28 protein-coding genes, 1 tRNA gene and 1 riboswitch are annotated in these 25,244 nt (G+C 71.8%); of the genes, 16 read left to right on the top strand and 13 right to left on the bottom strand.

Annotated features, from left to right (window positions below; all coding sequences use genetic code 11):
• Nucleotides 1–66 precede the first annotated feature (66 nt).
• Genes PVE36_RS14975 through PVE36_RS14965 form a run of 3 tightly spaced genes read left to right on the top strand, consistent with a single transcriptional unit; the run spans nucleotide 67 to nucleotide 3,059 of the window.
• Entirely contained in the window at nucleotides 67–1,047 is a 981-nt protein-coding gene (locus PVE36_RS14975) for a D-2-hydroxyacid dehydrogenase (protein WP_277453450.1), read from the top strand.
• A 3-nt stretch (nucleotides 1,048–1,050) separates the two neighbouring features.
• Nucleotides 1,051–2,421: an amidase gene (locus PVE36_RS14970; RefSeq protein ID WP_277453448.1), complete on the top strand. Its 1,371-nt coding sequence runs from the start codon at nucleotides 1,051–1,053 to the stop codon at nucleotides 2,419–2,421.
• Nucleotides 2,422–2,447: 26 nt separating this feature from the next.
• Nucleotides 2,448–3,059, top strand: coding sequence for a hypothetical protein (locus PVE36_RS14965; RefSeq protein ID WP_277453447.1), 612 nt, complete (start codon nucleotides 2,448–2,450; stop codon nucleotides 3,057–3,059).
• Between the two features lie 94 nt (nucleotides 3,060–3,153).
• Here the strand turns inward: PVE36_RS14965 and PVE36_RS14960 are convergent, their stop codons facing one another.
• Both PVE36_RS14960 and PVE36_RS14955 read right to left on the bottom strand, forming a co-directional pair.
• Nucleotides 3,154–3,651, bottom strand: a complete 498-nt coding sequence (locus PVE36_RS14960) for a DUF3830 family protein (RefSeq protein ID WP_277453445.1) — start codon at nucleotides 3,649–3,651, stop codon at nucleotides 3,154–3,156.
• A 1-nt stretch (nucleotide 3,652) separates the two neighbouring features.
• Complete coding sequence (locus tag PVE36_RS14955) at nucleotides 3,653–4,894, bottom strand: aminotransferase class III-fold pyridoxal phosphate-dependent enzyme (protein WP_277453444.1); 1,242 nt, start codon at nucleotides 4,892–4,894, stop codon at nucleotides 3,653–3,655.
• A gap of 86 nt (nucleotides 4,895–4,980) precedes the next feature.
• Between PVE36_RS14955 and PVE36_RS14950 the strand changes: the two genes are divergently transcribed.
• On the top strand, nucleotides 4,981–6,453 hold the full coding sequence (locus PVE36_RS14950) for an NAD-dependent succinate-semialdehyde dehydrogenase (protein ID WP_277453443.1): 1,473 nt from the start codon (nucleotides 4,981–4,983) through the stop codon (nucleotides 6,451–6,453).
• A gap of 102 nt (nucleotides 6,454–6,555) precedes the next feature.
• Here the strand turns inward: PVE36_RS14950 and PVE36_RS14945 are convergent, their stop codons facing one another.
• Nucleotides 6,556–7,011, bottom strand: coding sequence for a VOC family protein (locus tag PVE36_RS14945; protein WP_277453441.1), 456 nt, complete (start codon nucleotides 7,009–7,011; stop codon nucleotides 6,556–6,558).
• Between the two features lie 9 nt (nucleotides 7,012–7,020).
• Nucleotides 7,021–7,440, bottom strand: coding sequence for a helix-turn-helix transcriptional regulator (locus tag PVE36_RS14940; protein ID WP_277455867.1), 420 nt, complete (start codon nucleotides 7,438–7,440; stop codon nucleotides 7,021–7,023).
• A 113-nt stretch (nucleotides 7,441–7,553) separates the two neighbouring features.
• Between PVE36_RS14940 and PVE36_RS14935 the strand changes: the two genes are divergently transcribed.
• Both PVE36_RS14935 and PVE36_RS14930 read left to right on the top strand, forming a co-directional pair.
• Nucleotides 7,554–7,883, top strand: coding sequence for a DUF952 domain-containing protein (locus PVE36_RS14935; RefSeq protein WP_277453439.1), 330 nt, complete (start codon nucleotides 7,554–7,556; stop codon nucleotides 7,881–7,883).
• 81 nt (nucleotides 7,884–7,964) lie between these two features.
• Complete coding sequence (locus tag PVE36_RS14930; RefSeq protein ID WP_277453438.1) at nucleotides 7,965–9,356, top strand: aminotransferase class V-fold PLP-dependent enzyme; 1,392 nt, start codon at nucleotides 7,965–7,967, stop codon at nucleotides 9,354–9,356.
• Nucleotides 9,357–9,381: 25 nt separating this feature from the next.
• On the opposite strand, the gene ybaK is transcribed toward PVE36_RS14930, so the two are convergent.
• Entirely contained in the window at nucleotides 9,382–9,888 is a 507-nt protein-coding gene (gene ybaK, locus PVE36_RS14925; RefSeq protein ID WP_277453437.1) for a Cys-tRNA(Pro) deacylase, read from the bottom strand.
• 80 nt (nucleotides 9,889–9,968) lie between these two features.
• Between ybaK and PVE36_RS14920 the strand changes: the two genes are divergently transcribed.
• Nucleotides 9,969–10,412: a VOC family protein gene (locus PVE36_RS14920; protein ID WP_277453436.1), complete on the top strand. Its 444-nt coding sequence runs from the start codon at nucleotides 9,969–9,971 to the stop codon at nucleotides 10,410–10,412.
• On the opposite strand, the gene PVE36_RS14915 is transcribed toward PVE36_RS14920, so the two are convergent.
• Together PVE36_RS14915 and PVE36_RS14910 are read right to left on the bottom strand one after the other, a co-directional pair.
• Nucleotides 10,409–11,869, bottom strand: coding sequence for a protein adenylyltransferase SelO (locus PVE36_RS14915; protein WP_277453435.1), 1,461 nt, complete (start codon nucleotides 11,867–11,869; stop codon nucleotides 10,409–10,411). The two genes, PVE36_RS14920 and PVE36_RS14915, sit on opposite strands and share 4 nt — an antisense overlap.
• A gap of 67 nt (nucleotides 11,870–11,936) precedes the next feature.
• Nucleotides 11,937–12,599, bottom strand: coding sequence for a hypothetical protein (locus PVE36_RS14910; RefSeq protein WP_277453434.1), 663 nt, complete (start codon nucleotides 12,597–12,599; stop codon nucleotides 11,937–11,939).
• 85 nt (nucleotides 12,600–12,684) lie between these two features.
• On the opposite strand from PVE36_RS14910, the gene ppk2 reads away from it, so the two are divergent.
• From ppk2 to PVE36_RS14890, 4 genes are all read left to right on the top strand, one after another.
• Entirely contained in the window at nucleotides 12,685–13,575 is an 891-nt protein-coding gene (ppk2, locus tag PVE36_RS14905) for a polyphosphate kinase 2 (protein WP_277453433.1), read from the top strand.
• Between the two features lie 96 nt (nucleotides 13,576–13,671).
• Nucleotides 13,672–14,670 carry a hypothetical protein gene (locus PVE36_RS14900; protein WP_277453432.1) on the top strand — a complete coding sequence of 333 codons (999 nt, stop codon included), beginning with the start codon at nucleotides 13,672–13,674 and terminating at the stop codon, nucleotides 14,668–14,670.
• A gap of 34 nt (nucleotides 14,671–14,704) precedes the next feature.
• Nucleotides 14,705–15,415 carry a hypothetical protein gene (locus tag PVE36_RS14895; protein ID WP_277453431.1) on the top strand — a complete coding sequence of 237 codons (711 nt, stop codon included), beginning with the start codon at nucleotides 14,705–14,707 and terminating at the stop codon, nucleotides 15,413–15,415.
• A 38-nt stretch (nucleotides 15,416–15,453) separates the two neighbouring features.
• A riboswitch (SAM riboswitch) is annotated at nucleotides 15,454–15,567 on the top strand.
• A gap of 30 nt (nucleotides 15,568–15,597) precedes the next feature.
• The gene (locus tag PVE36_RS14890; RefSeq protein ID WP_277453429.1) at nucleotides 15,598–16,083 is read left to right on the top strand and encodes an OsmC family protein; all 486 of its coding nucleotides are present in this window, start codon (nucleotides 15,598–15,600) and stop codon (nucleotides 16,081–16,083) included.
• Between the two features lie 122 nt (nucleotides 16,084–16,205).
• Here the strand turns inward: PVE36_RS14890 and PVE36_RS16265 are convergent, their stop codons facing one another.
• From PVE36_RS16265 to PVE36_RS14870, 5 genes are all read right to left on the bottom strand, one after another.
• Nucleotides 16,206–17,093, bottom strand: a complete 888-nt coding sequence (locus PVE36_RS16265; protein WP_346780596.1) for a SelB C-terminal domain-containing protein — start codon at nucleotides 17,091–17,093, stop codon at nucleotides 16,206–16,208.
• Entirely contained in the window at nucleotides 17,054–18,016 is a 963-nt protein-coding gene (locus PVE36_RS16260) for a GTP-binding protein (RefSeq protein ID WP_346780595.1), read from the bottom strand. The genes PVE36_RS16265 and PVE36_RS16260 overlap by 40 nt, the downstream gene beginning before the upstream one ends.
• 10 nt (nucleotides 18,017–18,026) lie before the next feature.
• A complete protein-coding gene (selA, locus tag PVE36_RS14880) occupies nucleotides 18,027–19,385 on the bottom strand; it encodes an L-seryl-tRNA(Sec) selenium transferase (protein WP_277453428.1) in 1,359 nt (452 codons plus the stop codon).
• A 106-nt stretch (nucleotides 19,386–19,491) separates the two neighbouring features.
• A tRNA-Sec gene (locus PVE36_RS14875) sits at nucleotides 19,492–19,587 on the bottom strand.
• A gap of 52 nt (nucleotides 19,588–19,639) precedes the next feature.
• Nucleotides 19,640–20,248: an endonuclease gene (locus PVE36_RS14870; RefSeq protein WP_277453427.1), complete on the bottom strand. Its 609-nt coding sequence runs from the start codon at nucleotides 20,246–20,248 to the stop codon at nucleotides 19,640–19,642.
• 53 nt (nucleotides 20,249–20,301) lie between these two features.
• On the opposite strand from PVE36_RS14870, the gene selD reads away from it, so the two are divergent.
• Together selD and PVE36_RS14860 are read left to right on the top strand one after the other, a co-directional pair.
• On the top strand, nucleotides 20,302–21,303 hold the full coding sequence (gene selD / locus PVE36_RS14865; protein WP_277453426.1) for a selenide, water dikinase SelD: 1,002 nt from the start codon (nucleotides 20,302–20,304) through the stop codon (nucleotides 21,301–21,303).
• Nucleotides 21,300–21,692, top strand: a complete 393-nt coding sequence (locus tag PVE36_RS14860; RefSeq protein WP_277453425.1) for a rhodanese-like domain-containing protein — start codon at nucleotides 21,300–21,302, stop codon at nucleotides 21,690–21,692. Before selD ends, PVE36_RS14860 begins: the two co-directional genes overlap by 4 nt.
• A gap of 11 nt (nucleotides 21,693–21,703) precedes the next feature.
• Here PVE36_RS14860 and PVE36_RS14855 read toward each other — a convergent pair whose 3' ends face one another.
• Complete coding sequence (locus PVE36_RS14855; protein WP_277453424.1) at nucleotides 21,704–22,330, bottom strand: TetR/AcrR family transcriptional regulator; 627 nt, start codon at nucleotides 22,328–22,330, stop codon at nucleotides 21,704–21,706.
• A 180-nt stretch (nucleotides 22,331–22,510) separates the two neighbouring features.
• Between PVE36_RS14855 and PVE36_RS14850 the strand changes: the two genes are divergently transcribed.
• Genes PVE36_RS14850 through PVE36_RS14840 form a run of 3 tightly spaced genes read left to right on the top strand, consistent with a single transcriptional unit; the run spans nucleotide 22,511 to nucleotide 25,239 of the window.
• Nucleotides 22,511–23,308: an enoyl-CoA hydratase/isomerase family protein gene (locus PVE36_RS14850; protein ID WP_277453422.1), complete on the top strand. Its 798-nt coding sequence runs from the start codon at nucleotides 22,511–22,513 to the stop codon at nucleotides 23,306–23,308.
• A 5-nt stretch (nucleotides 23,309–23,313) separates the two neighbouring features.
• Complete coding sequence (locus tag PVE36_RS14845) at nucleotides 23,314–24,462, top strand: acyl-CoA dehydrogenase family protein (protein ID WP_277453421.1); 1,149 nt, start codon at nucleotides 23,314–23,316, stop codon at nucleotides 24,460–24,462.
• Nucleotides 24,463–24,492: 30 nt separating this feature from the next.
• Nucleotides 24,493–25,239 carry a 3-oxoacyl-ACP reductase family protein gene (locus tag PVE36_RS14840; RefSeq protein ID WP_277453420.1) on the top strand — a complete coding sequence of 249 codons (747 nt, stop codon included), beginning with the start codon at nucleotides 24,493–24,495 and terminating at the stop codon, nucleotides 25,237–25,239.
• Nucleotides 25,240–25,244 lie beyond the last annotated feature (5 nt).

Here is a 25,244-nt window from a genome sequence, read left to right as displayed (position 1 = left end):
CTGTCGGGCAGCGGGAAGATTGCCGGATTGTTGACAATCTAGGGATCGCGCTCCTAGGTTGTCAACATGTCGACAGAGCCCGTCGTCGTGGTCCTCCACAACGAGAATCGCCCCTCTCCGGAGGCCCTCGCGCCAGTGACCGAGCGGGCCGATGTCCGCTTCACCGAGGCCGACGGACTGGCCGCCGCGATGGAGGGTGCCGACGTCGTCTTCGCCTACGACTTCCTCAGCACCGCGCTCGCCGAGGCCTGGCACGCGGCCGGGTCGGTGCAGTGGGTGCACATCGCCGCGGCCGGGGTGGACCCGCTGATGACGCCCGAGGTCCGCGAGAGCGACGTCGTCATCACCAACTCCCGTGGTGTCTTCGACGACGCGATCGCCGAGTACGTCCTGGGCCAGGTGCTCTCCTTCGCCAAGGACCTGCCGCGGTCGCTGCGGCTGCAGGACGAGGCCACCTGGCAGCACCGCGAGTCCGAGCGGGTCGCCGGGACACGCGCGCTCGTCGTCGGGACGGGACCGATCGGCCGCGCGATCGCCCGGCTCCTGCGGGCCGCCGGGCTCGAGGTCTCCGGCTCCGGACGAAGGGAGCGGACCGGCGATCCGGACTTCGGTGACGTCTCCGCCACCGAGGACCTCCACGAGGCACTCGGGCGGGCGGACTGGGTGGTGGCGATCGCCCCGCTGACCGACCAGACGTCCGGGATGTTCGACGCGGACGCCTTCGCGGCGATGCAGCCGCACGCCCGCTTCATCAACGTGGGCCGTGGCGAGCTGGTGCGGACCGACGACCTGGTCACCGCCCTTCGCTCCGAGCAGATCGCCGGTGCCGCCCTCGACGTCGTCGACCCGGAGCCGCTGCCGGAGGACCACCCGCTGTGGTCCCTGCCGGACGTCATGATCACCCCCCACAACTCCGGCGACTTCGTCGGCTGGCGTGACGCCCTGGTCGACCTCTTCGCCGAGAACTTCGTGCGCTGGGTCGACGGGCGCCCGCTGGACAACATCGTCGACACGTCGCTGGGCTACGTTCCGACCACCAGGAGCTGAGAGATGAACCCGATCGAGATGACCGCCGTCGAGCTCGTCGCCGCCTACGGCGCGAAGGAGCTCTCGCCCGTCGAGGCGACCAGCGCGGTCCTCGACCGCATCGAGGAGGTCGACGGCGAGATCAACGCCTTCTGCCTCGTCGACCGCGAGAGCGCCCTCGAGCAGGCACGTGCCTCCGAGGCCCGCTGGCAGGCCGGGACGCCCATCGGGCTGCTCGACGGCGTGCCGACCTCGATGAAGGACATCTTCCTCACCAAGGGCTGGCCGACGCTGCGCGGCTCCAAGGCGATCGACCCCGACCAGCCGTGGGACGTCGACGCGCCCGTCACGGCACGGCTGCGCGCCGACGGGATGGTCCTCGTCGGCAAGAACACGACCCCCGAGATCGCCTGGAAGGGCGTCACCGACTCACCGCTGACCGGCATCACTCGCAACCCCGTCGACACCCGGATGACCGCTGGTGGCTCGTCGGGGGGCGCCGCGGCATCCGTCGCCGGCGGGATGGGACCGGTGAACGTGGGGACCGACGCCGGCGGCAGCATCCGCATCCCCGCGTCCTTCTGCGGGATCGTCGGCTTCAAGCCGACCCACGGCCGCGTCCCGATGTTCCCGGCGAGCCCCTTCGGACCGCTGGCCCACGCCGGCCCCATGACGCGTACCGTCGAGGACGCCGCCCTGCTCATGGACATCCTGTCCCTGCCCGACCACCGCGACCCCACCTCCCTGGCGCCGCCGCGACTGACCTTCCGGGGTGAGTTCAACCGCGAGGTCACCGGCCTCCCCGTCGCCTACTCCAAGACGCTGGGGTACGTCGAGGTGGACGAGGAGGTCGGTCGCATCTGCGACGACGTGGTCGCCAGGATCGACGCGGCCGGGATGCCGGTGACGGCGGCCGACCCGGGCTTTGACGACCCGCTCGAGGCGTTCGAGCTGATGTGGGCGGCCAGCGCGGCCACCCTCCTGCGGACGATGCCCGGCGCCCGCAAGACGGTCGATCCCGCTCTGGGAGAGGTGTGGGACCGCGGCGAGGAGGTCGGGGCGGTCGAGTTCCTCCAGGCGCGTGCCCTCGCGGCCGCGCTCGGGATCACCATGGGTGCCTTCCACGAGCAGCACAACGTGCTCATCACGCCGACGATGCCGATCACGGCCTTCGAGGCGGGTCACGACGTGCCACCGGGCAGCGGGCTGAAGACCTGGCCGCAGTGGACGCAGTTCACCTACCCGTTCAACATGACGCAGCAGCCGGCGATCAGCATCCCCGTCGGCACCACGTCCGCGGGTCTGCCGGTCGGTCTGCAGATCGTCGGGCCGCGCCACTCCGACGACCTCGTCCTGGCCGTCGCGCGCTTCGTGGAGTGGCTCATCGCGAACTGAGGCGTCGGTGGCCGAGGGGTGGATCCATGGGCGCATCGATCCATGAGCACGTCTTGGTGCCAGCGACCGGCGAGGGGCACCTGCCGCTCCTCCTGCTCCATGGCACCGATGGCAGCGAGACCGAACTGCTGCCGTTGGCAGACCGTCTGTCTCCGGCGACGAAGTTGAGCGTGCGCGGTACGGTCGACCTTCCCGGCGGCCATGCCTTCTTCCGTCGACACCCGGATCGTCGTGTCGATGAGGAGGACCTGCGAGCGAGGGTCCCCCTCCTGCGCGAGTTCCTCCTGGACAACCGCCGTGAGCTCGGCGACACCCGCCCCGTCGCGGTCGGCTTCTCCAACGGCGCGATCATGGCCACGGCCCTGATGATGTGCCACCCCGATCTGCTCGCTGGGGCGGTGCTCCTGCGGCCCCTCGCGCCCTTCGCCAGACCGCCCGTGGCCGACCTCACCGGAGTCCGCGTGCTCCTCCTCGACGGTGAGCACGACCAGCGGCGACAGCGCGGCGACGGGCTTCGCCTCGCGCAGGAATTTCGCCGGATGGGTGCCGACGTGACCCACGACGTGCTGCCCGTGGCGCACGAGATCACCGAGCAGGACGAGCGCCTGGCCCGGCACTGGCTGCGTACGCCCTGCTGAGCTGACGTGACCGTGCACAAAGAGGCCTCCCGAGGCGCGATCCGTGACGATTTCCGCCGCAGGGTGACCCCAGGAGACCTCTTCGTGCACGCGATCAGGCGCGGGCGAAGAGCAGCCGCTCGCCGGCGAACCCGTTGCGCCACAGGTCGTTGCAGGCAGCTGCCATCTCGGGCAGGCCCTCCTCGATCGCGCCGAAGACGGACCCGGGCACCCAGCCCATGTCGCCGTTGATGAGCAGGTTGTTGCGTCCGTAGAAGATCGCCAGGTCGGTCGCGCCCTGCTCCGCGTGCGCCGTCGAGCCCGGGTCGTACCCGTACGCGGGGTTGCCGATCTCCCACGGCTCGAAGTCGAACAGGCACACGTCACCGGGGATCGGCGTGATCGTCGGGTTCTCCCGGTGCGGGGCCGCCGTGATCCGCGGGATGAGGGTGTAGACCTCGTTGCGCGCGTACTTGGCGTGGAAGGCGTCGCTGCCCGCGGGCAGGGCCTGCCACACCGCCTCGCAGGTCAGCGGGGCCTCGTCGTCGAGCAACCGTGCGCGGCAGGTCACGCCCCGCGACTCGAGGGTGATCGTGAAGTACCTGGCTGCCATCTCAGACCTCCGCCAGGACCTCGGCCCAGATGCCCAGCGCCTCGTCCACCTGCTCGGCGGTGACGACGAGCGGGGGGATCATCCGCACGACGTTCATGTGCGCGCCGCAGGTGAGCATGAGCAGGCCCTTGCCCGCCGCGGTCTGCTGCGCCTTCGCCGCTCGGGCACTGTCCGGGCTGCCGTCGGCGGCGGTGAACTCGCTGCCGACGAGCAGGCCGAGTCCGCGCACGTCCCCGATGCCGTCGATCGCGGCGGCCTTCGCCCCCTCGAGCAGCTGCGTGCCGCGCTCGGCGGCGTTGGCTACCAGGCCCTCCTCCTCGATGACCCCGAGGGTCGCCACGGCAGCGGCGCAGGCGACGGCGTTGGCTCCGTAGGTCCCGCCCTGCGACCCGGGCCAGGCCTTGCCCATCAGGTCCTGCGAGGCGGCGATGCCGGAGATCGGGAAGCCGGAGGCGATCCCCTTGGCCATCGTCATGATGTCCGGCTGCACGCCGAAGTGCTGGTGCCCGAACATCGCGCCCGTGCGACCGAAGCCCGTCTGCACCTCGTCCATGACCAACAGGATGCCGTGCTTGTCGGCACGCTCGCGCAGGCCCTGGAAGAAGGCGGTGTTGCCCGGGATGTACCCCCCTTCGCCCAGCACCGGCTCGACGATGAAGGCGGCGGTCTCCTGCGGGGAGGTGAGCGTCGCGAACATGTAGTCCAGCTCCTGCAGGGCGAAGCGGGTCGCCTCCTCCTCGCTCCACCCGTAGCGGTAGGCGGTGGGGAAGGGGGCGACGTGCACCCCGCCCATCAGCGGCGAGATGCCCGCCGAGAAGCGGGTGCCGGACGTCGTCATGCTCGCCGTCGCCACGGTGCGGCCGTGGAAGCCGCCGTGGAAGACGATGACGTTGGGCCGGCCGGTCGCCTGGCGGCTCAGGCGCAGCGCGGCCTCGAGCGCCTCGGAGCCGGAGTTGGCGAAGAAGAGCGAGTCGAGGTGGGCCGGGAGCACGCAGGAGAGCTTCTCGACCAGTTGCTGGAGCGGCCTGTGCATCACGGTGGTGTACTGGCCGTGGATGAGCTTGCCGACCTGCTCCTGCGCGGCGGCGACGACCTTCGGGTGGCAGTGCCCCGTGCTCACGACGCCGATGCCGGCGGTGAAGTCGAGGAAGCGGCGGCCGTCGGAGTCGAACACCTCGGAGCCGAGTGCGTGGTCGACGGTCACGGGGGTGGCCTGCTTGAGCAGGGGGGACAGCGCTGTCATCGAGAACCTCCAAGTTGGTTGTCTGATTGTTGACAATACTTCTAGGATGGTGGCGACGGCAAGGGACGCTGATGAAGGAGCCATCGATGCAGGACAGCCAGATCACGCAGGACCGCGAGCGGGAGGCCATCGAGTCGCTGCCCACCGGCCTCTTCATCGACGGGGAGTGGCGGCCCACGGCCGCGACCCTGCCGGTCTACGACCCCTCGACGGGCACCGTCCTGTGCGAGGTCGCCGACGCGACGCCGCAGGAGGCCTCCGCCGCCCTCGACGCCGCCGTCGCGGCGCAGCCCGGCTGGGCCGCGACCGCACCTCGGGAGCGCAGCGAGATCCTCTCTCGCGCCTACGACCTGCTCATCGAGGAGAGCGAGCGGCTCGCGCTGATCATGACCCTCGAGATGGGCAAGCCCCTGGCCGAGGCCCGCGGCGAGGTGAAGTACGCGGCCGAGTTCTTCCGCTGGTTCGCCGAGGAGGCCGTGCGCATCGACGGTGGTTTCATGACGGCGCCGGCCGGGGGGTCGCGCTTCCTCGTCTCCAAGGAGCCGGTCGGCCCCTGCATCCTCATCACGCCGTGGAACTTCCCGATGGCGATGGGCACCCGCAAGATCGGGCCGGCGATGGCCGCCGGGTGCACCTCGGTGATCAAGCCCGCGTCGCAGACCCCGCTGTCGACGCTCGCCCTCGTCGAGATCCTCGAGCGGGCCGGCATGCCCAAGGGTGTGGTCAACGTCGTGACGACGAGCAAGACCGACGACGTGATGACGCCGCTCATCCTCGACCCGCGCTCGCGCAAGATCTCCTTCACCGGGTCCACCCCCGTCGGCAAGCACCTGCTCGAGCTCGCGGCGAAGACGGTGATGCGCACGTCGATGGAACTCGGGGGCAATGCCCCCTTCCTCGTCTTCGAGGACGCCGACCTCGACGTCGCGGTCGAGGGCGCGATGCTGGCCAAGATGCGCAACATCGGCCAGGCCTGCACGGCCGCCAACCGCATCCTCGTCCAGCGTCCGGTGGCCGAGGAGTTCTCCCGCCGGCTCACCGAGCGGATGGCCGCGCTGCAGATGGGCCGCGGTGTCGAAGACGGCGTCGTCGTCGGGCCGCTCGTCAACCAGGGAGCGGTCGACAAGGTCGACGAGCTCGTCCGCGACGCCGTCTCCCGGGGCGCGACGGCGCAGCTCGGTGGCGAGCCGTCGAGCCGAGAGGGGTACTACTACCCCGCGACCGTCCTCACCGGGGTCCCCGCCGAGGCCGACCTCGCGAGCACCGAGATCTTCGGTCCGGTCGCGGCGATCGGGGAGTTCGACACCGAGGAGGAGGCGATCCGACTGGCCAACGACACCCCCTTCGGCCTGATCTCCTACGTCTTCACGCAGAGCCTGGACCGCGGTCTGCGGGTCAGTGGAGCGCTGGAGGCGGGGATGGTCGGCCTGAACCAGGGCGTCGTGTCCAACCCGGCCGCACCCTTCGGTGGGATCAAGGAGTCCGGCGTCGGCCGCGAGGGCGGGTTCGTCGGCATCGACGAGTTCCTCGAGACGAAGTACATCGGCGTGAAGATCTGAGGGCGTACCCTGCCTGCCCCTCGATTATCGGGTGACCCGAGAAACCCCGGCTTCGCAAGAGTTTCAGACTCTTGCGAAGCCGGGGTTTGTCATGCCAAGTGCTCAGGCACCGGTGCCCTCCTGCGCGAAGTCCGCGGCGGTCACCGGGCCGGTCGCGGGCTGGGTGATGCGCACGTGGTTGCCGAAGGGGTCCCGCAGGGCGCAGTCGATGCCGTACGGCCGCTCGGTCGGCTCCTCGGTGAACTCCACCCCCTTCGCCCGCATGGCCTCGTAGGTGGCCCGGCAGTCGTCGGTCGTGAGGATCGCCGCGGCGCCGAGCGCGCCCTTGGTGAGCAGATCGCGCAGCTGGGCGGAGGTCGCGTCGTCGACGAAGGGAGGACCCGGCACCTCGAGCATGATGTGGCGGTCGGGCTGGGAGGGCAGCGCGATGGTGAGCCAGCGCATGAAGCCCAGGTCGACATCGGCACTGACCTCGAAGCCGAGGGTGCCGCAGTAGAAGGCGAGCGCCTCCTCCTGGTCGAGGACGTAGACGGAGTGGTGGCTGATTCCGGTGAACATGGATCGAACCTAGGGCCGCGGGCCGGCCGGCGCTTCTCCGAAACTGCTCGGTCTGGTCCACCGCCGGACCACGCAGCCGGGGACCTCGAGCGCGTCCCCACCGGCGCGGAACTCGCTCGGTGAGCGCCCGGTGATCTCGCGGAAGGTCCGGCTGAAGGTGCCGAGGCTGTCGTAGCCGATGTCGAGGGCGATGTCGGTGACGGAGCGGGCGCCGTCGCGCAGCATGGTCATCGCGCGCTCGATGCGCCGGCGCTGGAGGTAGCGGTGCGGGGTCTCGCCAAAGGTCGCGGTGAACTGCCGCGAGAAGTGCGCCGGGGACATCAGCGCGACGCGGGCGAGCGAAGGGATGTCCAGCGGCCTCGCGTAGTCCCGGTCCATGGCGTCCCGGGCGCGCAGCAGCCGCCGGTTCTGGTCCTCCCGCGCAGACATCGCCACGTCCTCAGGCTAGCCCCGTCCGGTCTCTGCGAGGGCGCATCCCGACCTCCCACCCCGACCCCTGAGGAGGTCGCGCAGCGACCGTCCCGAAGGGGCACCATGTCCCCATGACGCTCCAACACATCGCCCTCGAGTCCGACTGGCAGGCCGCGCAGGCGGCGGGCCGCTACCCGGTCTCGACGCGGGGGCAGCTGATCGCGGACGTCGGGTTCATGCACTGCAGCACTCCCGAGCAGACCGCGGGTGTGCGCGAGCGCTTCTACTCCGACGTCACCGAGCCGCTGCTGCTGCTCACCCTCGACGAGCCCGCGCTCGCGGCGCACGGACTCGAGGTGCGAAGGGAGCCGCCGGCGCCGGGAGTTGCCGAGCTCTTCCCGCACGTCTACGGCGGGGACCTGCCGGTGGAGTGCGTGGCCGGGGTCCGCGTCCTGCGCTGACGGCGGGGGGCGTGGCACGGGGCCCTCGGCGCGGATAATTACCCACGGGCGGATTCCGTCGAACTGCGTCATGCTTGACCCATGGACGGGGACGGCCTGGGGGAGGCCCTCGACGCGGCTGCGAAACACGCCGCGGCGTGGCTCGACAGCGTCCCCGAGCGCCGGGTCCCGGCGAGTGCGACCGTCGACGAGGTGCTGGCGACCCTCACCACGGAGCTGCCGGCGGGACCGAGCACGCCCCTGCAGGTCATCGAGGAGCTCCAGCACGCGTGCGATCCCGGACTGACGGCGATGCCGAGTGGCCGCTTCTTCGGATTCGTCATCGGCGGCACGCACCCCGCGGCACTGGCCGCCGACTGGCTGGTCAGCGCCTGGGACCAGAACGCCGGCATGCGACAGGTGACCCCGGCAACCTCGGCCGTCGAGGAGCTCGCATCCCGGTGGGTCCTCGATCTCCTGGGCCTGCCGGATGACGCGGGCGTCGGATTCGTGACGGGGGCCACCACCGCCAACTTCACGTGCCTCGCAGCCGCGAGGGACTCGCTCCTGCGGGCTCGCGACTGGGATGTGGGTGCACGGGGTCTCGCCGGTGGCCCTGCCGTGCGCGTGCTCGCGGGGGAGGAGGCGCACATGAGTGTGGACCTCGCCCTGCGCTACCTCGGGTTGGGCCGGCCCGACACGGTGGCGGCCGACGAGGAGGGCCGGATGCGACCCGACGCCCTGCGGGCCGCGCTCGCGGACGCTCCAGCGGTCCCGACGATCGTGGTCCTGCAGGCGGGCAACATCCACTCGGGAGCGTTCGACCCGTTCACGGACCTGGTGACCGCGGCGCACGAGGCGGGAGCCTGGGTGCACGTCGACGGCGCGTTCGGACTCTTCGCCGCGGCCTCGTCGACGCACCGGCACCTGACCTCCGGCATGGCTGCCGCCGACTCCTGGGCCACCGACGCCCACAAGACACTCAACGTCCCCTACGACTGCGGCATCGCACTCGTGCGTGATGCCCGGGCTCTGCGTGCGGCCATGGGCCACGAGCCGGCTCCGTACCTCATCACCGACGCGGCCGGGGACCCCTACGAGAAGGTGCCGGAGATGTCGCGCCGGGCTCGGTCCGTGCCTGTGTGGGCCGTGCTGCGCGCCCTGGGGCGACAGGGCGTCGAGGACCTCGTCGATGGGCTCGTCGATCGTGCCCGTGCCTTCGCCGCAGGGCTCGCCGACGTGCCAGGCGCGACCGTCCTCAACGACGTCGTCTTCACGCAGGTGACTGCGGCGCTGGAGGACGACGAGACGACCTCGAGGACGGTCGAGGCAGTCCTTCGCGACGGTGCCGTCTGGATATCGGGGTCCCGCTGGCACGGTCGCGTGGTGCTGAGGGCGTCGATGAGCAACTGGTCGACCACGCCGGCCGATGTCGACGCCGCCGTCGACGCCGCCGTCGACGCGGTGAGGCGGGCTCGGGCGTCGCTCACCTGATCGCCGTCGCTGGCCCGCCGGGGTGTCAGGCCCTGACGATGTCGGCGACAGTGGCCGAGGTGAGCGCCACGAGGTCCGACGGGGGCAGCTCCAGGTCGAGGCCGCGTCGCCCGCCACTGACGAAGACCGTGCCGTGTGCCAGCGCCGACTCGTCGACGACCGTGGGAAGGGCGCGCTTCTGGCCGAGCGGGCTGATCCCACCGACGACGTACCCGGTGGTCCGCTCGGCGAGCGCGGGGTCGGCCATGGTGGCCTTCTTGGCGCCGACCGCGGCCGCCAGCGCCTTGAGGTCGAGCTGGCCGGTCACCGGGACGATGCCGACGACGAGGCCGTGGTTCGCCGGCAGGTCCGTCTGCGCGAGGAGCGTCTTGTACACCCGCTCGGGCGCGACCCCGATCGCCTCCGCCGCCTCCAGCCCGTAGGACTGCGCCGCCGGGTCGTGCTCGTAGGGGTGCTCGGTGAAGTCGACGCCGGCTGTCGTCAGCACCCGCAGCGCGGGGGTGGCGCCACCGGTCCTCGTCCTCTTGCCCATGGGGCCAGCCTGCCAGCGAGGCTCCCGCCGGCGGGGCGAAGGGGGTGGCCTCCCACTGGGAACGGCGCCACACTGGGGTCGTGTTGCGACTGTCCCCCAAGCTCGTCGTCGACGACGGCCCCGGCGGCGCCGACCGGGCGATCGACTTCTACCGCGAGGTGCTCGGCGCCGAGGTGGACGTCCGCCACGTCATGGGCGCGGCGGTCGTCTTCGCCCGGCTGCTGCTCCCCGGTGGTGGCGAGCTGCACGTCAAGGACGCCGACGGGGTCGACCCCGGCCCGCCGGCGGGAGGTGGCGGGCACATCGTCGATGTCGTCTGCGCCGACCCGGACGCCGTCGTCGCCCGAGCGGTCGGCCATGGCGCCGAGGTGCTGTTCGCGGTGGACGACCAGCCCTACGGCTCGCGGCAGGGGCGCTTCCGGGACCCCTTCGGGCACCAGTGGATCGTCGGTACCCCCATCGCGATGAGCGAGGAGGCGGTGCAGGACGCCCTCGACGCCTGGGCGGGCGACTCGAGGGGCTAGGTCCCGCAGTAGGTCACGTAGCCGCGGGTGAAGGCGGGGTCGGCGGGCTCGGCGTAGCGCTCCCGTCCCTCCTGCTCGACGAAGGGGGAGCGGAGCACCTCGAGGAGCTGCTCGAAGGGGGTGAGGTCCCCCGCGTGCGCCGCGGCCAGGGCCTCCTCGACGAGGTGGTTGCGCGGGATGTAGAGAGGGTTGGTCTCGTCCATGATCTCGGCGCTGGACCGGACCGGCTTGCCTTCCCCCTCGAGGCGGGTCAGCCACCGCTCCCGCCACGCCTCCCAGCGCGACGTGTCCTCGACGCGGTCCAGGGTCGGGGTCTGCTCCCGGCGCAGGACCCGGGCCAGGTCCCGGAAGAGGCCCGTGAAGTCCAGCGACTCCGCCTTCGCGATCATCAGCAGGTCCTCGACGAGCTCGCGGTCCTCGCTGCCCACCCGGACGAGCCCGAGCTTGATGCGGAAGCGGTCCAACCACGCCTGCTCGTGGATCCCCGCGAAGGCCTCGACCCGCTCTTGCGCCTCGGTCATGAGGGCATCCGGCTCGCCGTCGGCCAGCGGCAGCAGGCACTCGGCCAGGCGGGCAAGGCCCCACACCGCCATCGACGGCTGCGCGGAGTAGCGGTAGCGGCCCATCGCGTCCACGCTGCTGAAAAAGGTCTCCGGGTCGTAGGCGTCGAGGAAGGCGCAGGGGCCGTAGTCGATCGTCTCGCCGGAGAGGGTCATGTTGTCGGTGTTCATCACGCCGTGGATGAAGCCGAGGGACATCCACTGCGCGACGAGCCGGGCCTGGCGCTCGACGACCGCGGACAGCAGTGCCATCGGGTCGTGCGGTGGCAGCTCGGGGTAGTGCCGGGCGCGGACGTGCTCGACGGCGGCGGCGAGCTGCTCGCGGCTGCCCCGGGTGGCGAGGAGGACGAGGGTGCCGACCCGCAGGTGCGAGGCGGCGACGCGAGTGAGGACCGCTCCGGGGAGGGGACGCCCGCGCAGGACCTGCTCACCGGTCGCGACGGCGGCCAGGGCCCGGGTCGTCGGGACCCCGGCGGCGTGCATGAACTCCGAGACGAGGTACTCCCGCAGCACCGGGCCGGTGACCGCGCGCCCGTCACCGCCCCGGGAGAAGGGGGTGCGTCCCGACCCCTTGAGCGCGATGTCCCGGCGACGGCCGTGGGTGTCGACGACCTCGCCGAGCAGGTGCGCGCGGCCGTCGCCGAGCACCGGGGTGAGCTGTCCGAACTGGTGCCCGGCGTAGCCCTGGGCGATCGGCTCCGAGCCCTCGGCGAGGGCGTTGCCCGCGAGGACCGCCACCCCCTCCGGGGAGCGGAGCCCGGCAGGGGCGAGGCCGAGCTCGACGGCGAGGTCATCGTTGAGGGCGAGCAGCTCGGGAGCGCGCACCGGGACCGGGTCGACCCGCGCCCCGAGCCAGCCGAGGTCACGGACGAAGGTGTTGTCGAAGGGCCACCTCATGCCTCCACCCTCGCACGCGCGATCAACGGGGACGGCCACGGACGCCGCCGGCCCGGACGCGGCAGGGTCACGCGTGTTCGGCCGTGTAGCTCAGCTTGAGCTGGCCCTTCTTGGTGCGCACGCGCGTGATCCCGATGCCGGTGAGGTCACTCGTGCTGCGCACGTGGGTGCCACCGCACGGGTCCCTCTGGAGGCCCTCGATCGTCACCCGGCGCACCCCCTCCGCGTCGACCTCGGCGCCGTAGGCCAGGTCGGCGGCGACGAGCTCGCGGGCGCGGTCGAGGACGGCCTCGATCAGGGCGGCCTTGGCCTCCTCGCCGTCCGGGAGGGTGCCGCCGTCGACGTCGTAGAGGAGGAAGGCCTGCCCCGGGGCGTGGCTCAGCCCGATGTTGACGAAGCCGAGGGGAGCGACGCAGGCGTCGAGGAGGTGCCCCGCGGAGTGGAGGGCCGCGTGACGGCGGCGCACCTCGGCGTCGATCGCGACGTGCACCTTGTCCCCGACGGCGGGGAGCATGTCCTGCGGGTGCAACCAGACAGCGACGTCGTCCTTGCTCACCGTGGCCGGGCGCCCGTCCACGGTGGCGACGTCGTCGGGCTGGCCGCCCCCCTTCGGGTGGACGATGCCGTCGCGCACCGCGATGCCGGGGGCCGGCTCCTCGCGCACCTCGACGACCTCGGTGTCGACCTCGAAGAGGTAGGTGTCCTGCCAGTACCTGCGGTGCTGCTCCATGCCGCCATTGAAGCAGGGCTGCACGGCGTCACCCGAGGGAGTGCACGGGCACCCGCGCGACATCCCCGCGTGGTATTGGTCATCTATGCAGCAGAATCTCCGGGAGTACATCGACCGGCTCACGGCCGAGGGGTACACGGTGCGCGACGACCAGGGCGATGACCCGCAGCTCATCGCACCGAACGGCAAGGCGGTGGAGACCTGGCGGGAGAACTACCCCTACGACGAGCTGATGACGCGCAACGACTACGACGTCGAGAAGTACCTGCTGCAGATCGAGCTGCTGAAGTTCCAGTACTGGACGCAGGACACCGGCCGCCGGTTCGTCCTCCTCTTCGAGGGGCGCGACGCGGCCGGCAAGGGCGGCACGATCAAGCGCTTCACCGAGCACCTCAACCCCCGCGGGGCACGGGTCGTGGCGCTGACCCGCCCGAGCGAGCGCGAGGAGGGGCAGTGGTACTTCCAGCGGTACATCCAGCACCTGCCCACGCGGGGCGAGATCGTCCTCTTCGACCGCTCCTGGTACAACCGTGCCGGCGTGGAGCGGGTCATGGGCTTCTGCACGGACGAGCAGTACGAGGAGTTCATGGACCAGGCGCCCAAGGTCGAGCGGATGCTCGCCGAGGCCGGGGTGCACGTCACCAAGCTGTGGTTCTCGGTGACCCAGCAGGAGCAGCGCACCCGCTTCGCCATCCGGCAGATCGACCCGGTGCGCCGGTGGAAGCTCTCGCCCATGGACCTGGAGAGCCTCGACAAGTGGGAGGCCTACACCGAGGCGAAGGAGGAGATGTTCGAGCGGACCGACACCAAGCACGCCCCGTGGATCGTCATCAGGTCCAACGACAAGAAGCGTGGCCGGATCAACGCGATGCGCTATTTCCTCAACCAGTTCGACTACGCGGACAAGGACACCTCGGTCGTCTTCGCGCCGGACAAGAAGGTCGTCGCCCGCGGCAAGAAGGTCGTCGGCGACTGACGGCCGAGGGTCCTCGCGCTCCGGTTGGGGCCCCCGCCGGCGGGGTAATCTCATGAGCAGCCGCCGTCGGGAGCGGCCTCATGAAGGGGAGACGCCATGGAGGGCGGGAGACACGTCGCGGGCTCCTCGTCCCGCTCGCGGGTGCTCCGGTCGGTCCGGGGCGCGGCGCTCCTGCTGTGCTTCGGGTTCCTCGGGCTCGTGTGGCTGCTGCCCCCGGCGCGCCGTCGCCGTCGCAGACGCGCCGCGGCATGCACCGCCTGTCGTCGTCGCCAGCGGGTCGGCACCGTCGCCCTCGCCGGCTTCGCGGTGCTGCTGCTCGTCGGTGCCGCGGCGCGCACGCAGATGGCGGTGCTGGAGGACTGCGGCGTCCGCTTCGCCGCCGGTGCGGAGGAGGTGGTGGCGGAGACCCCGACCCCGGATGTGGCGCCGGGACTGTGGGCCAGGACCCGCGCGGCGGTGAACGCGCCGATCGGTGGAGTCATGCTCGTGGCCACCCGGGCGGCCGGGATGGAGCACTGCTCGGGTTCCTCGGTACTGGTGGCCTTCTCCCCGGCCCCGACCCCGGACGGCGGCGGAAGCGTCGTCGGGGACGTCTTCGTCAGCTGGATCGGCCAGCTGGACGCGTCCGGCGTCGCCCTGCCCGGCCAGGAGTCCTACGTGCGGTTCGGGTCGGACACCAACGCCCGCCCGGACCTGGTCGAGGCGATCGCGCGGCACGAGTCCCGGCACGTCGACCAGTGGGCCATCGGCACGGTGGTCGGTGGCCCCCTCGCGCTGCCGACGGCGTACTACCTCGACAGCCTGCTCTTCCCCCTGTCGCGCAACCACTTCGAGCGCGCCGCCGGCCTCGAGGACGGCGGTTACGAGATCCCGCCCGACTTCGGCCCGAGCCCGCTGTGGCCGCCGCTGGTCCTCTCGCTCGCGCTGCTCGTGGTCATCCTGCGCCGTCGTGTCCGCTGGGCGAGCCGCGTGCTCGTGGGCGGCCTGAGCGGGGCCCGGGCCCACGACGAGGACCACTGCCCGGTGCACAGCCGGGGATGGTTCCACAGCGCCCCGGCGCCTCGTCCCCCGGACCGGCCCGACGACGTGCCCTGAGCGCCCACCCCGGGGCGTGGGCGAGACTGGGGGCATGCCGCTCTCCGACCCGTCGTCCCCGCAGGCGCCGACGCGCGTGCGCAACCGCCAGCTCGCCGACATCGGCCCCCTCGCCCAGCTGCGTGCGGGCCGGCTCGGCATCCGGTTGCCGCTGCTGCTCGTCGGGCTCTTCTTCTACGGCGCCTCGATGGCGATGGTCATCCGCGGCACGCTCGGGCAGATCCCGTGGGACGTCCTGCACGTCGGCGTCTCGAAGCACCTCCCGCTGACCTTCGGGACGATCGTCATCGGGGTCTCGCTGATCGTCCTCCTGGCCTGGATCCCGCTGCGCCAGAAGCCGGGCGTCGGCACGATCGGCAATGCCCTGCTCATCGGTCCCTCGGCGGACGTCGTCCTCGCCCTCCTGCAGACGCCGGAGGCCCTCGGGTGGCGGATCGCGCTGCTGGTCGGCGGTGTCGTCCTCAACGGCATCGCGACGGGCATGTACATCGGCTCGCAGTTCGGTCCCGGTCCGCGTGACGGCCTGATGACCGGGCTGGCGCGGGTGACGGGGCGCTCGATCCGGCTGGTGCGCACCGGGCTCGAGGTCTCCGTGGTCGCCGTCGGGTGGCTCCTCGGCGGTGTCGTCGGTGTCGGCACCGTGCTCTACGCCGTCGCCATCGGGCCCCTCGCGCAGCTCTTCCTGCCGCTCTTCACGGTCGAGCTGACCCCCCGGCGTCCGGATGCCGGACCGTCAGACACATAACTGGACATTATGGGTCGCAATATGTGACGTTATGTCTTGGTCATGAGTCCCAGCGCGAAGCCCCGGCTTGCTGGGCGGCAACCCTCCACCCTCGGTGGGGTGCCCCGGGTGAGGACCTGGACGCGGTCGACCGGCCGCGTCAAGCGCGGGTTCACCTGAGCCCTGGACGAAAGAGTCATGCCATGAGCCAGACGATCGACGAGACCACCACCGACCCGAACCTGGTGACCACCTCGGTCACCGGCGCCCTCGTGCGCGGCACCGCCACGGAGGTCACCCTCTCGGCGCGCCAGCACACCTTCACCATCGACGAGCCGGCCGGTCTCGGTGGCACCGACCTCGGCGCCAACCCCGTCGAGCACCTGCTCGGCGCGCTCGCCTCCTGCACGGTCATCACCTACCAGGTGTGGGCGGAGAAGCTGGGCCTGCGCCTGGACGGAGTGGACGTCGCGCTCTCCGGCGACATCGACCTGCGGGGTTTCTTCGGCACCGCCGAGGGCGTGCGGCCGGGCTTCCGGGGCATCGACCTCGAGGTCACCCTGACCGGCCCGGAGAGTGACGCGGACTACCGCCGCCTCGAGGAGGCCGTCTCGACCCACTGCCCGGTCGCGGACAACCTCACCAACGGCGTCCCGGTGCGGACCACGCTCGAGCTGGCCGCCGGCTGATCACCACGCTCAACCGTCGCCACTGCTGACTCCGACCGGCAGCGGAGTCAGCCCACGTCGTCCGGTCTGCAGCCCGCAGGGGGTGTTGCAGGCCGGGCGCCGTGCTGTCCGGCCGCCGGGGGCTAGCGCACGACCTCGCGCAGGCTTCCGTCGACCCGCCGGGTCCAGCCGCGCCCGTCGAGGTGCTCCAACAACGGCACCGCGGCCCGCCGGGTGGTGCCGAGGGCCTGCCTCGCTGCGCTGAGGGTGAAGGGCTGCTCCAGCCCGGCGAGCACCCGCATGGCCCGTGCCGGTGCGTCGGGCAGCAGGACGACGTCGTCGGGCAGGCGCAGCAGCCGGCCGAGCCGGGCCGCGGCGGCGAGCTCGGTGGCCCCGAGACCGAGGTCGGCCAGCTCACCGCGCTCCGGGGCGACGAAGGGGGTCACCCGCAGCTTCTCCTCCACGGCCGCGATGCTCGCCTCCGCGGCGCCCAGTCCTCCCGCGGCCGGGTCGTGGACGGTCCCGTCCGTCAGGGCCAGGCCGGCCGGCCCGATGAGCGCCCGCACGGCCGCCTGCCCCAGCGAGGGCGGCAGGTGCGCCGCCAGCCCGAGGTGGTGGGCCGCCTCGGCCACCGGCATCCCGGCGCTCAACGGCTCGCGTCGGTGGTGCTCGCGGACGGCCGCGACGAGGCGCGCCTGCCAGTCGGCCAGGGTGGTCCCGTCCACGAGCCAGTCGCCCACTCGGACGGCGCCGGCCGGCGCGGTCAGGCCCAGCCGGCCCAGCACCTCCTCCCGGTCGGCGCCCCGCGACCGCAGCCGCACGGCGGACAGGTCCCCGGTGGACAGCGCCTCGGCGCGCCGGCCCGCCGCGCCCCGCCGGGACAGCGGGAGCGGGTCGACGTCCACGACGCGCGCGGACCACAACCGGCGGCTGCCCGGGTCGCGCAGGATCGCCCGGTCGGCGACCCGCCACGGCAGGACCACCCCCGAGGTCAGCCGAGCGAACCCGGCACCGAGCGGACGCACGTGCACGCTGGCGTCCGCCGACCCCACGTGCAGCGTCGCCACCTGCGGGGGTGAGCGGTCCGGCCGGCCGGGGCGACCCCTTCGTCCCCGTCGACGGGGGTCAGGGCGACGTCGACGACATCGGCCGGCTCGAAGGCGTCCGGGGTGAGCAGGACGAGCGATCGGCCCACGGTGTCGGCCTCCACCCCGCGGAGGTTGACCGCGACCCGGGAGACCGGACCGACCTGCTCGCGGGCGGAGTCCTGGCTGTGCAGACCGCGTACGGTCACCTCGCGGGCGGTGCCGTGGTCGAGGAGGGTCAGCCGGTCGCCGCTGCGCAGGGTGCCCGCGCCGAGGGTGCCGGTGATGACCGTCCCCGCCCCGGAGATGGAGAAGGACCGGTCGCCCCACAGCCGCACCGGCGCGTCGGGGTCGGGCGTCGGCATGCGGTCGACGAGCGCGTCCAACCCCTCACGCACCGACTCCAGGCCCTCGCCGGTCACGGCGGAGACCTCGCAGACCGGCACGTCGAGGCCGGCCGCCGCGAGTCGCCTGGTCGCCTGGGAGCGCACCTCCGCCCGCTGCTCGGCGTCGGCGAGGTCGCACCGGGTGAGCACGAGCAGCCCGTCGGTGATCCCGAGCGCGTGGACCGCGGCGAGGTGCTCGCTGCTCTGGGCCTGCCACCCCTGGTCCGCGGCGACGACGAAGACCACCGTCGGCGCGGGCCCGAGCCCCGAGAGCATCGTGCCGACGAAGCGTTGATGGCCCGGCACGTCGACGAAGGCGACCTCGGCCCCGCTCGGCAGCGTCGTCCACGCGTAGCCGAGCTCGATCGTCAGGCCGCGCCGACGCTCCTGCGCCAACCGGTCCGGGTCGCGTCCGGTCAGGGCCCGCACGAGGGTGGACTTGCCGTGGTCGACGTGCCCGGCCGTGGCCAGTACCCGCCTCATGACACCGGTCTCATGGCAGACCGGGCCGCTCGTCGGCCCCGGTCACCGCGTCGGACCCATCGCGAAGGGCGATGCGCACCGCCGCCTCCACGTCGCCGTCGTGGTCGGCGGGGATGCAGCGCAGGTCGATCAGGCCGCGGCCCTCGTCGACCCGGGCGAGCACGGCCGGGGTGCCGGGAGGCGGGGTGCGCAGTCGCTCGACCGCGGCGACGGGGATCTCGACCGCCCAGCCGGGCAGCGGCACCCCGGGGGCGCCGCCGCCACCGACCCGTCCCTCGACGGGCACGACGCCGCGGCCGAGCGCGGCGGCCAGGCGCTCGACCCGGGGGAGCAGCGCGTCGGCGCGCGCGTGGAGTGCGGCCGCCACCGGTGGGGCCGGCCCGCGCACCGTCGCCTCGAGCGCGGCGATGGTCAGCTTGTCGATCCGCAGCGCCCGGGCGAGCGGGTGGCGGCGCAGGGACGCGACGACGTCGGCGTCACCGAGGACCAGGCCCGCCTGGGGGCCGCCGAGCAGCTTGTCGCCGCTCGCGGTGACGATCGTCGCGCCCTGTCGTAGCGCGGTGCTCGCGTCGGGCTCGTCGGGCAGGAGCGGGTCGGGGGCCAGCAGGCCGGAGCCGATGTCGGCGACGAGCGGGACGGGCGAGCCGTCCGGGCGCACCGCGTCACGCAGCTCCTCGTACCCGACCGCCGTGGTGAAGCCGTCGACCCGGAAGTTGCTCGGGTGCGCCTTGAGGATGCATCCGGTCTCCGGGCCGATCGCGTCGAGGTAGTCGCGCTGGTGGGTGCGGTTGGTCGTGCCCACCTCGCGCAGCCGGGCGCCGGTCGAGGCGATGAGGTCCGGCAGGCGGAAGCCGTCGCCGATCTCGATCATCTCCCCGCGGGAGACGATGACCTCCTTGCCCGCGGCGAGGGCGGTCGTCGCGAGGACGAGCGCGGCGGCGCCGTTGTTGACGACGAGCGCGTCACCGACCTCGGGCACGGCCTCGCGCAGGGCGGCGAGTGCCCCGGCACCACGCCGGCTGCGCGCGCCCGAGGCCAGGTCCATCTCGACGTCCACGTAGCCGGCGGCGTCGACGATCGCCTCGACGGCACTGGGGGACAGGGGCGCCCGCCCGATGTTGGTGTGGATGACCACGCCGGTCGCGTTGAGCAGCGGAGTGAGGGACGAGGCCCGGGTCGGGAGGCCGGCCAGGGCGGTGGCCGCCACGTCCCCCGGGGCGATCTCACCGCGGCGGGCGCGGTCCTGGGCGCGGTTGACGACGGCGCGCACCGTGGAGCGGCCCAGTCGCGTGGCGGCGGCGACGAAGGGGGGCTCGGCCAGGAGCGCGTCCGTGCGGGGGATCGCCCGACGAGGGTCGATCGTGGTCACCTGGCGCTCCCTTCGTCCGGGACTGGTCGTGCCTGTGTCATGCACTGCGCGCCCGGGTCACGTCGCAGCGTCGCACGGGCGCGCACGTCGTGACACGGGCAATGCGTGGCGGAGACGGACGGGAATCGAACCCGCCAGACCGAGATGCTCGGCCTCACCGGTGTTGAAGACCGGGGGGACCACCAGGAACCCAGACGCCTCCACGGCCCACCATAGGACCTCGGGGGTGGGCGTGCGCCCCCAGGTCCGCACCGTCAGTCGTCGAGGTCGACGCGGACCAGGGCGGCGGTCAACCGGGCGACATCGTCGCCGTCGACGAGCGCGGCGAGCTTCTCCGGGTCGGTGGGGAGGCCGACCGCTCTGGCGCCCTGGCGCACCCGCTCGTCGACCTGCGGCCGCAGGTCCGGCCAGACGGCCTGGACCTCACGGCAGAAGATCCCCGAGCCCGTCGGGCCGACGCGGGGAAACTCCTCCAGCAGGGCACGCAGGCTCCCTTCGTCCTCGGCCGCCTCGTGCAGCCGGCGCAGATCACCCCGCCACCGCTCCTGCAGCAGCTGGGCCATCTCCGCGAGGTACGTCGCCGTGCTCTCGTCGTACCGGCGGTAGCCCCCGCGGCCGAGCGCGTCCACCCGCTCCTGCCACGTCGAGTCGAGGAGGTGCTCCGGTGTGGTCCATCCTGCCCCGAGCAGCTCGCGCATCGTGGCCACGGCGACGGAGGCACCGATGGGTGCCGAGAAGAGCTGGGTGAGGCACAGCAGCTGGAACAGCGGGGCCGGCGTGTCCCGCAGTCGGATCCCCGCCTCCTGCGCGTAGGTGGTCCCGTGATCGCGCAGAAGCCGCTCGACGATGTCCTCGTGGCCCATGCGTTCCTCGTACCCGGGTTCCGGCGGGCCATGCCGTGGCCTAGCCTCCTGACATGGACCCCGTTCGCCTGACCCAGTACGCGCGCGGCGGTGGCTGCGCCTGCAAGATCCCGGCCGGTGAGCTCGAGGAGATCGTCGCCGGGCTGTACGGCGCGAGCCCGCCCGGCGCGGATGTCGTCGTCGGGTTGGACGATGGTGACGACGCGGGCGCTGTGCGCATCCGGGGGGGCCAGGCGGTGCTCTCCACGTCGGACTTCTTCACGCCCGTCGTCGACGACCCCTACGACTGGGGTCGCATCGCCGCGGCCAACGCCGTCTCCGACATCTATGCGATGGGCGGTGAGCCGATCATGGCGATCAACCTCGTCGCCTGGCCGCGCGAGCTGATCTCGACCGACCACCTGCGCGAGGTGCTGCGTGGCGGGCTCGACGTGGCCACCGAGGCAGGCTGCCCCGTCCTCGGCGGGCACAGCATCGACGCCCCCGAGCCGATCTACGGGATGGCGGTCACCGGCACCGCCGACCCCGACCGGATGATGCGCAACGACGCCGCCGAGGCGGGGCTGCCGATCAGCCTGACCAAACCCTTGGGCGTCGGCGTGCTCAACAACCGGCACAAGGCGACGGGGGAGCGCAGCGAGGAGGCCATCGCCTCCATGGCCGCCCTCAACCGGGACGCCGCCCGCGCCGCCCTCGCCGCCGGGGTGCGCGCGGCGACGGACGTCACCGGCTTCGGCCTGCTCGGGCACCTCTACAAGATGGCGCGGGCCTCCGGCGTGGCCGCCCGGATCGACGCGACTGCCGTGCCCTACGTCGCCGGAGCCCGGGAGGCGCTCGCGGCCGGACACGTGCCCGGGGGTTCGAAGCGCAACCTCGACTGGGTGCGCCCGCACCTGTCCGCCGACGGCATCAGCGAGGACGAGCTGATCCTGCTCGCGGACGCCCAGACCTCCGGTGGGCTGCTCGTCGTCGGCGAGGTCCCGGGAGCGCCGGTCGTGGGTGAGACGGTCGCCGCCGGGTCGCTCCCGGACGGCGCGCTCGTCCAGGTGACGTGAGCGAGGTCGACCGGCTCCTGCAGGAGGTCCGGTCCGGCGTCGCCCGGATGACCCCCGAGCAGGCGTGGACCGTTGCGAAGGGGGGCGCCCTCCTCGTCGACACCCGCACCATCGTGCAGCGCAGCCGCCAAGGGGAGATCCACGGCGCCGTCGTCATCGACCGCACGGTCCTCGAGTGGCGGCTGGACCCGACGAGCCCCCACCGCATCCCCGAGGCGATCGCCGGCGTGCAGGTCGTCGTCCTGTGCCGGCAGGGCTACAGCTCGTCGCTGGCGGCCGCGTCCCTGCGCGCGCTCGGCGTCGACGCGACCGACGTCGTCGGGGGCGTCGAGGCCTGGGCCGCGGCCGGGCTGCCCCTGACGGACGGCCCGGCCGACGTCCGGGAGTAGGGGCTTCGGCGTCAGGGGCCGACGGTTCGCAGGGCGGCGAAGGTGAGGTCGAGCTCCGCCTCGACGTACTCCATCAGGGACATCTCCGCGGCGAGGTCCCAGTGCTTGAGCGCCCAGCCGTGGGCGGCCATCTTCAGATTGTGCGCCACGAGGGCGGACGAGACCTCGCGGAAGGCGCCCGAGCGGATGCCGTCCTCGACCGCCTCCCGGATGGGGTAGATCGTCTCGGTCTCCAGTCGCATCAGCTCGGCCCGACCCTCCTCGGTCAGGGTCTGGGACTCGCGGTAGGCCAGCAGCGTGGCCTCCCGCTTCTGGTCGATGGTGGTGCAGAAGGTGGTGAAGCCGGCGCGGATCCGTGCCTCGGGGTCATCTCCAACAGCGAGCATGGCCGGGGGGACGGTGCGGTGGAAGTCCTCGAGGATGTCGAGGATGACCGCCCGCAGGACGTCGCTCTTGCCGCCGAAGTACTGGTAGATCAGGCCGACGCTCGTCCCCGCATCGTCGGCGACGGCCTGCATGACCATGCCGTGGTAGCCGGTCTCGTACAGGATCTTCGCCGCACTGACGATCACTTGGCGACGACGGCGCTCGATGCGCTCCGCTCTCGCCGATTCTTGGTCTGTCGTGCTGCTGGACACGTGTGCGATGCCTCGTCGTCTTCTGGGGTGGAGTGGCGTCTCGCGACCGATGGTACCCAGCCGGCTACATCGCGAGTGAAGGTTCATTCGTGCCTGTTCACATCCACCCTTGACAGAAACGGGTGAATGAACCACTATTCAGAATAGCACTGAATGACTGTTCATTCGATTAGGAGAACCATGGACTTCAGCACCTACGACCAGCTTGCCTTCGACCGTCTGGACAACGGCGTCTTCAAGATCACGCTGAACCGGCCGGAGAAGTACAACGCCACCGACGAGCAGATGCACGGCGAGTTGGCCCGCGTCTTCCGCGACGTCTCCGAAGATCCGAGCATCCGTGTGGCAGTGGTCACCGGGGCCGGCAAGGCCTTCAGCGCCGGGGGCGACCTGGAGATGGTGGAGCGGCTGGCCGGCGACCACGAGCGGGTGTCACACATGCTCAAGGAGATGAGCGACATCGTCTACAGCATGATCGAGTGTGAAAAGCCGATCGTCTCCGCGATCAACGGCGTCGCGGTCGGTGCCGGGACGGTCGTCGGACTCCTGTCCGACATCTCGATCATCGCCAAGGACGCGAAGCTCGGAGACGGGCACGTCAAGCTCGGCGTGGCCGCCGGCGACCACGCCGCGATCATCTGGCCGCTGCTGACCAGCATGGCGAAGTCCCGCTACTACCTGATGACCGGCGAGATGCTCACCGGCGAGGAGGCCGAACGGATTGGGCTCGTCAGCAAGGCCCTGCCCCGCGAGGAGGTCCTCGACGAGGCGCTGCGCGTCGCCAACGTCATGGCGACCGGCGCCCAGCAGGCGATCCGCCTGACCAAGCGCACGCTCAACAGCTGGGTACGCCAGGCTGCACCGATCTTCGACCAGTCAGCTGCCTACGAGATGCTCACCTTCATGAGCCCCGACGTCGTCGAGGGCTACACCGCCCTGCGCGAGAAGCGCGAGCCGAACTTCCCCTCGGCGCGCTGATCGCCGTGGACTACTCCTTTGACGAGGACCAAGAGGCCTACCGCACCGAGGTCGCGAGATTTGCGGCGAAGGTGCTGGCCCCGCACTACCAAAGCGATGACAAGAAGGCGGAGTTCCGTCGCCAGCTCGCCCTGGACATGGCGGGCATGGGGCTTACCGGACTACGTATCCCCGAGCAGTACGGCGGACAGGAGGCAACGGCGCTCATCGCGGGGATCGCGGCCGAGGAGGTCGGTCGGCACGACTTCAACGCCACCTACCTCATCATCAACACCGCCCTCATCTCAGACGTCATCGTCCGCAACGCCACCGACGAGCAGCAGGCGTCCTGGTTGCCGGGGATCGCCTCCGGCGAGACCGTGCCGTGCATCTGCATCACCGAGCCGGGGCATGGCACCGACGCGGCGGCCATGGAGGTCAAGGCGGTGCCCGGCGAGGATGGTGGCTGGATGCTGCACGGGGAGAAGACCTCCATCACGCTCGGGATGACCGCCGACCGGGCGGTCGTGCTTGCCCGTACCGGCGGCCCGGGCGCCCGGGGTATCAGCGCCTTCTGGGTGGATCTGTCACACGAGAGCGTCACCCGGTCCGCCTTCGACGACCTCGGTGGTCGATCCATCGGCCGCGCGTCCCTTCACTTCGACGGCACTCCGATCGCTGCCGACGAGCTCATCGGTGAGGAGGGCGGCGGGTTCGTCTCGGTCATGCAGGGCTTCGATTACTCACGGGCGATCATCGGCCTGGCCTGCATCGGTGCGGCCTCAGAGTCGCTCGACGAGGCCGTGCAGTGGTCACGCGACCGGGAGGCCTTCGGTCAGCCGATCGGCCGCTTCCAGGGAGTCTCCTTCCCGCTCGCCGAGTGCGCGACGCACCTGCGGGGGGCGCGCCACGTCTGCCTCGAGGCGCTGTGGCGCAAGGACAACGACCTCGAGCACAGCGAGGAGGCGGCCATGGCAAAGTTCTGGGCGCCCAAGCTGGCCGCGGAGGTCATCCACCAGTGCCTGCTGACGATCGGCCATGTCGGCTACTCGTCCGAGGCGAAGGTGGGCCAGCGCCTCCGCGACGTCATCGGTCTCGAGATCGGCGACGGCACCGCCCAGGTCTCCAAGCTCGTCATCTCGCGACATCTGCTCGGGCGCGCGTACGCGCCCTGACCCGACCAACCACGACAGAAGGAGCCCATCATGGGTCGTCTTGACCAGAAGATCACCATCATCACGGGTGCAGGGGCCGGCATCGGCCGGGCCATCGCGCTCAAGGCCGCTGCCGAGGGCGCCACCGTCATCGTCACCGACCGCGACCTCGAGTCGGCCCAGCAGGCCGCCGGCGAGATCGGTAACGCCGCCAGCGCCTACCAGGTCGACGTCACCGACAAAGAGTCCGTCGACGCCATGGTCGCGGCCGTCGCGGACGAGCACGGCCGCATCGACGTCCTCGTCAACAACGCCGGATGGGATGAGGGGATGCCTTTCCTCGAGACCACGCCCGAGTTCTGGCAGAAGGTCATCGCGATCAACTTCGTCGGGGTCCTCAACACCTGCCACGCGGTCCTGCCGCACATGAAGGAGCAGGGGGGCGGGTCCGTCGTCAACCTCGGCTCGGACTCCGGCCGCGTGGGTTCCACCGGCGAGGCGGTCTACTCGGGCGCGAAGGGGGGCGTCATCGCCTTCTCGAAGACGATCGCCCGCGAGATGGCCCGCAACCAGGTCAACGTCAACGTCGTCTCTCCCGGGCCGACCGACACGGCCTTCTTCGCCTCCATGGGCGGCGAGAGCCCGAAGCTGCGCGAGGCGCTGATCAAGGCGATCCCGTTCCGCCGCCTCGGGGCACCGGACGACCTCGCGAATGCGGTCGTCTTCCTTGCCTCTGACGAGGCGTCCTACATCACTGGCCAGACGCTGTCCGTCAGCGGCGGCCTGACCATGAACTGAGCGGA

Source organism: Janibacter sp. DB-40, assembly GCF_029510815.1.
Taxonomy (GTDB): Bacteria; Actinomycetota; Actinomycetes; order Actinomycetales; family Dermatophilaceae; genus Janibacter.
Note: the sequence above shows the minus strand (reverse complement) of the source record. Positions and strands in the feature narration are given on the sequence as shown.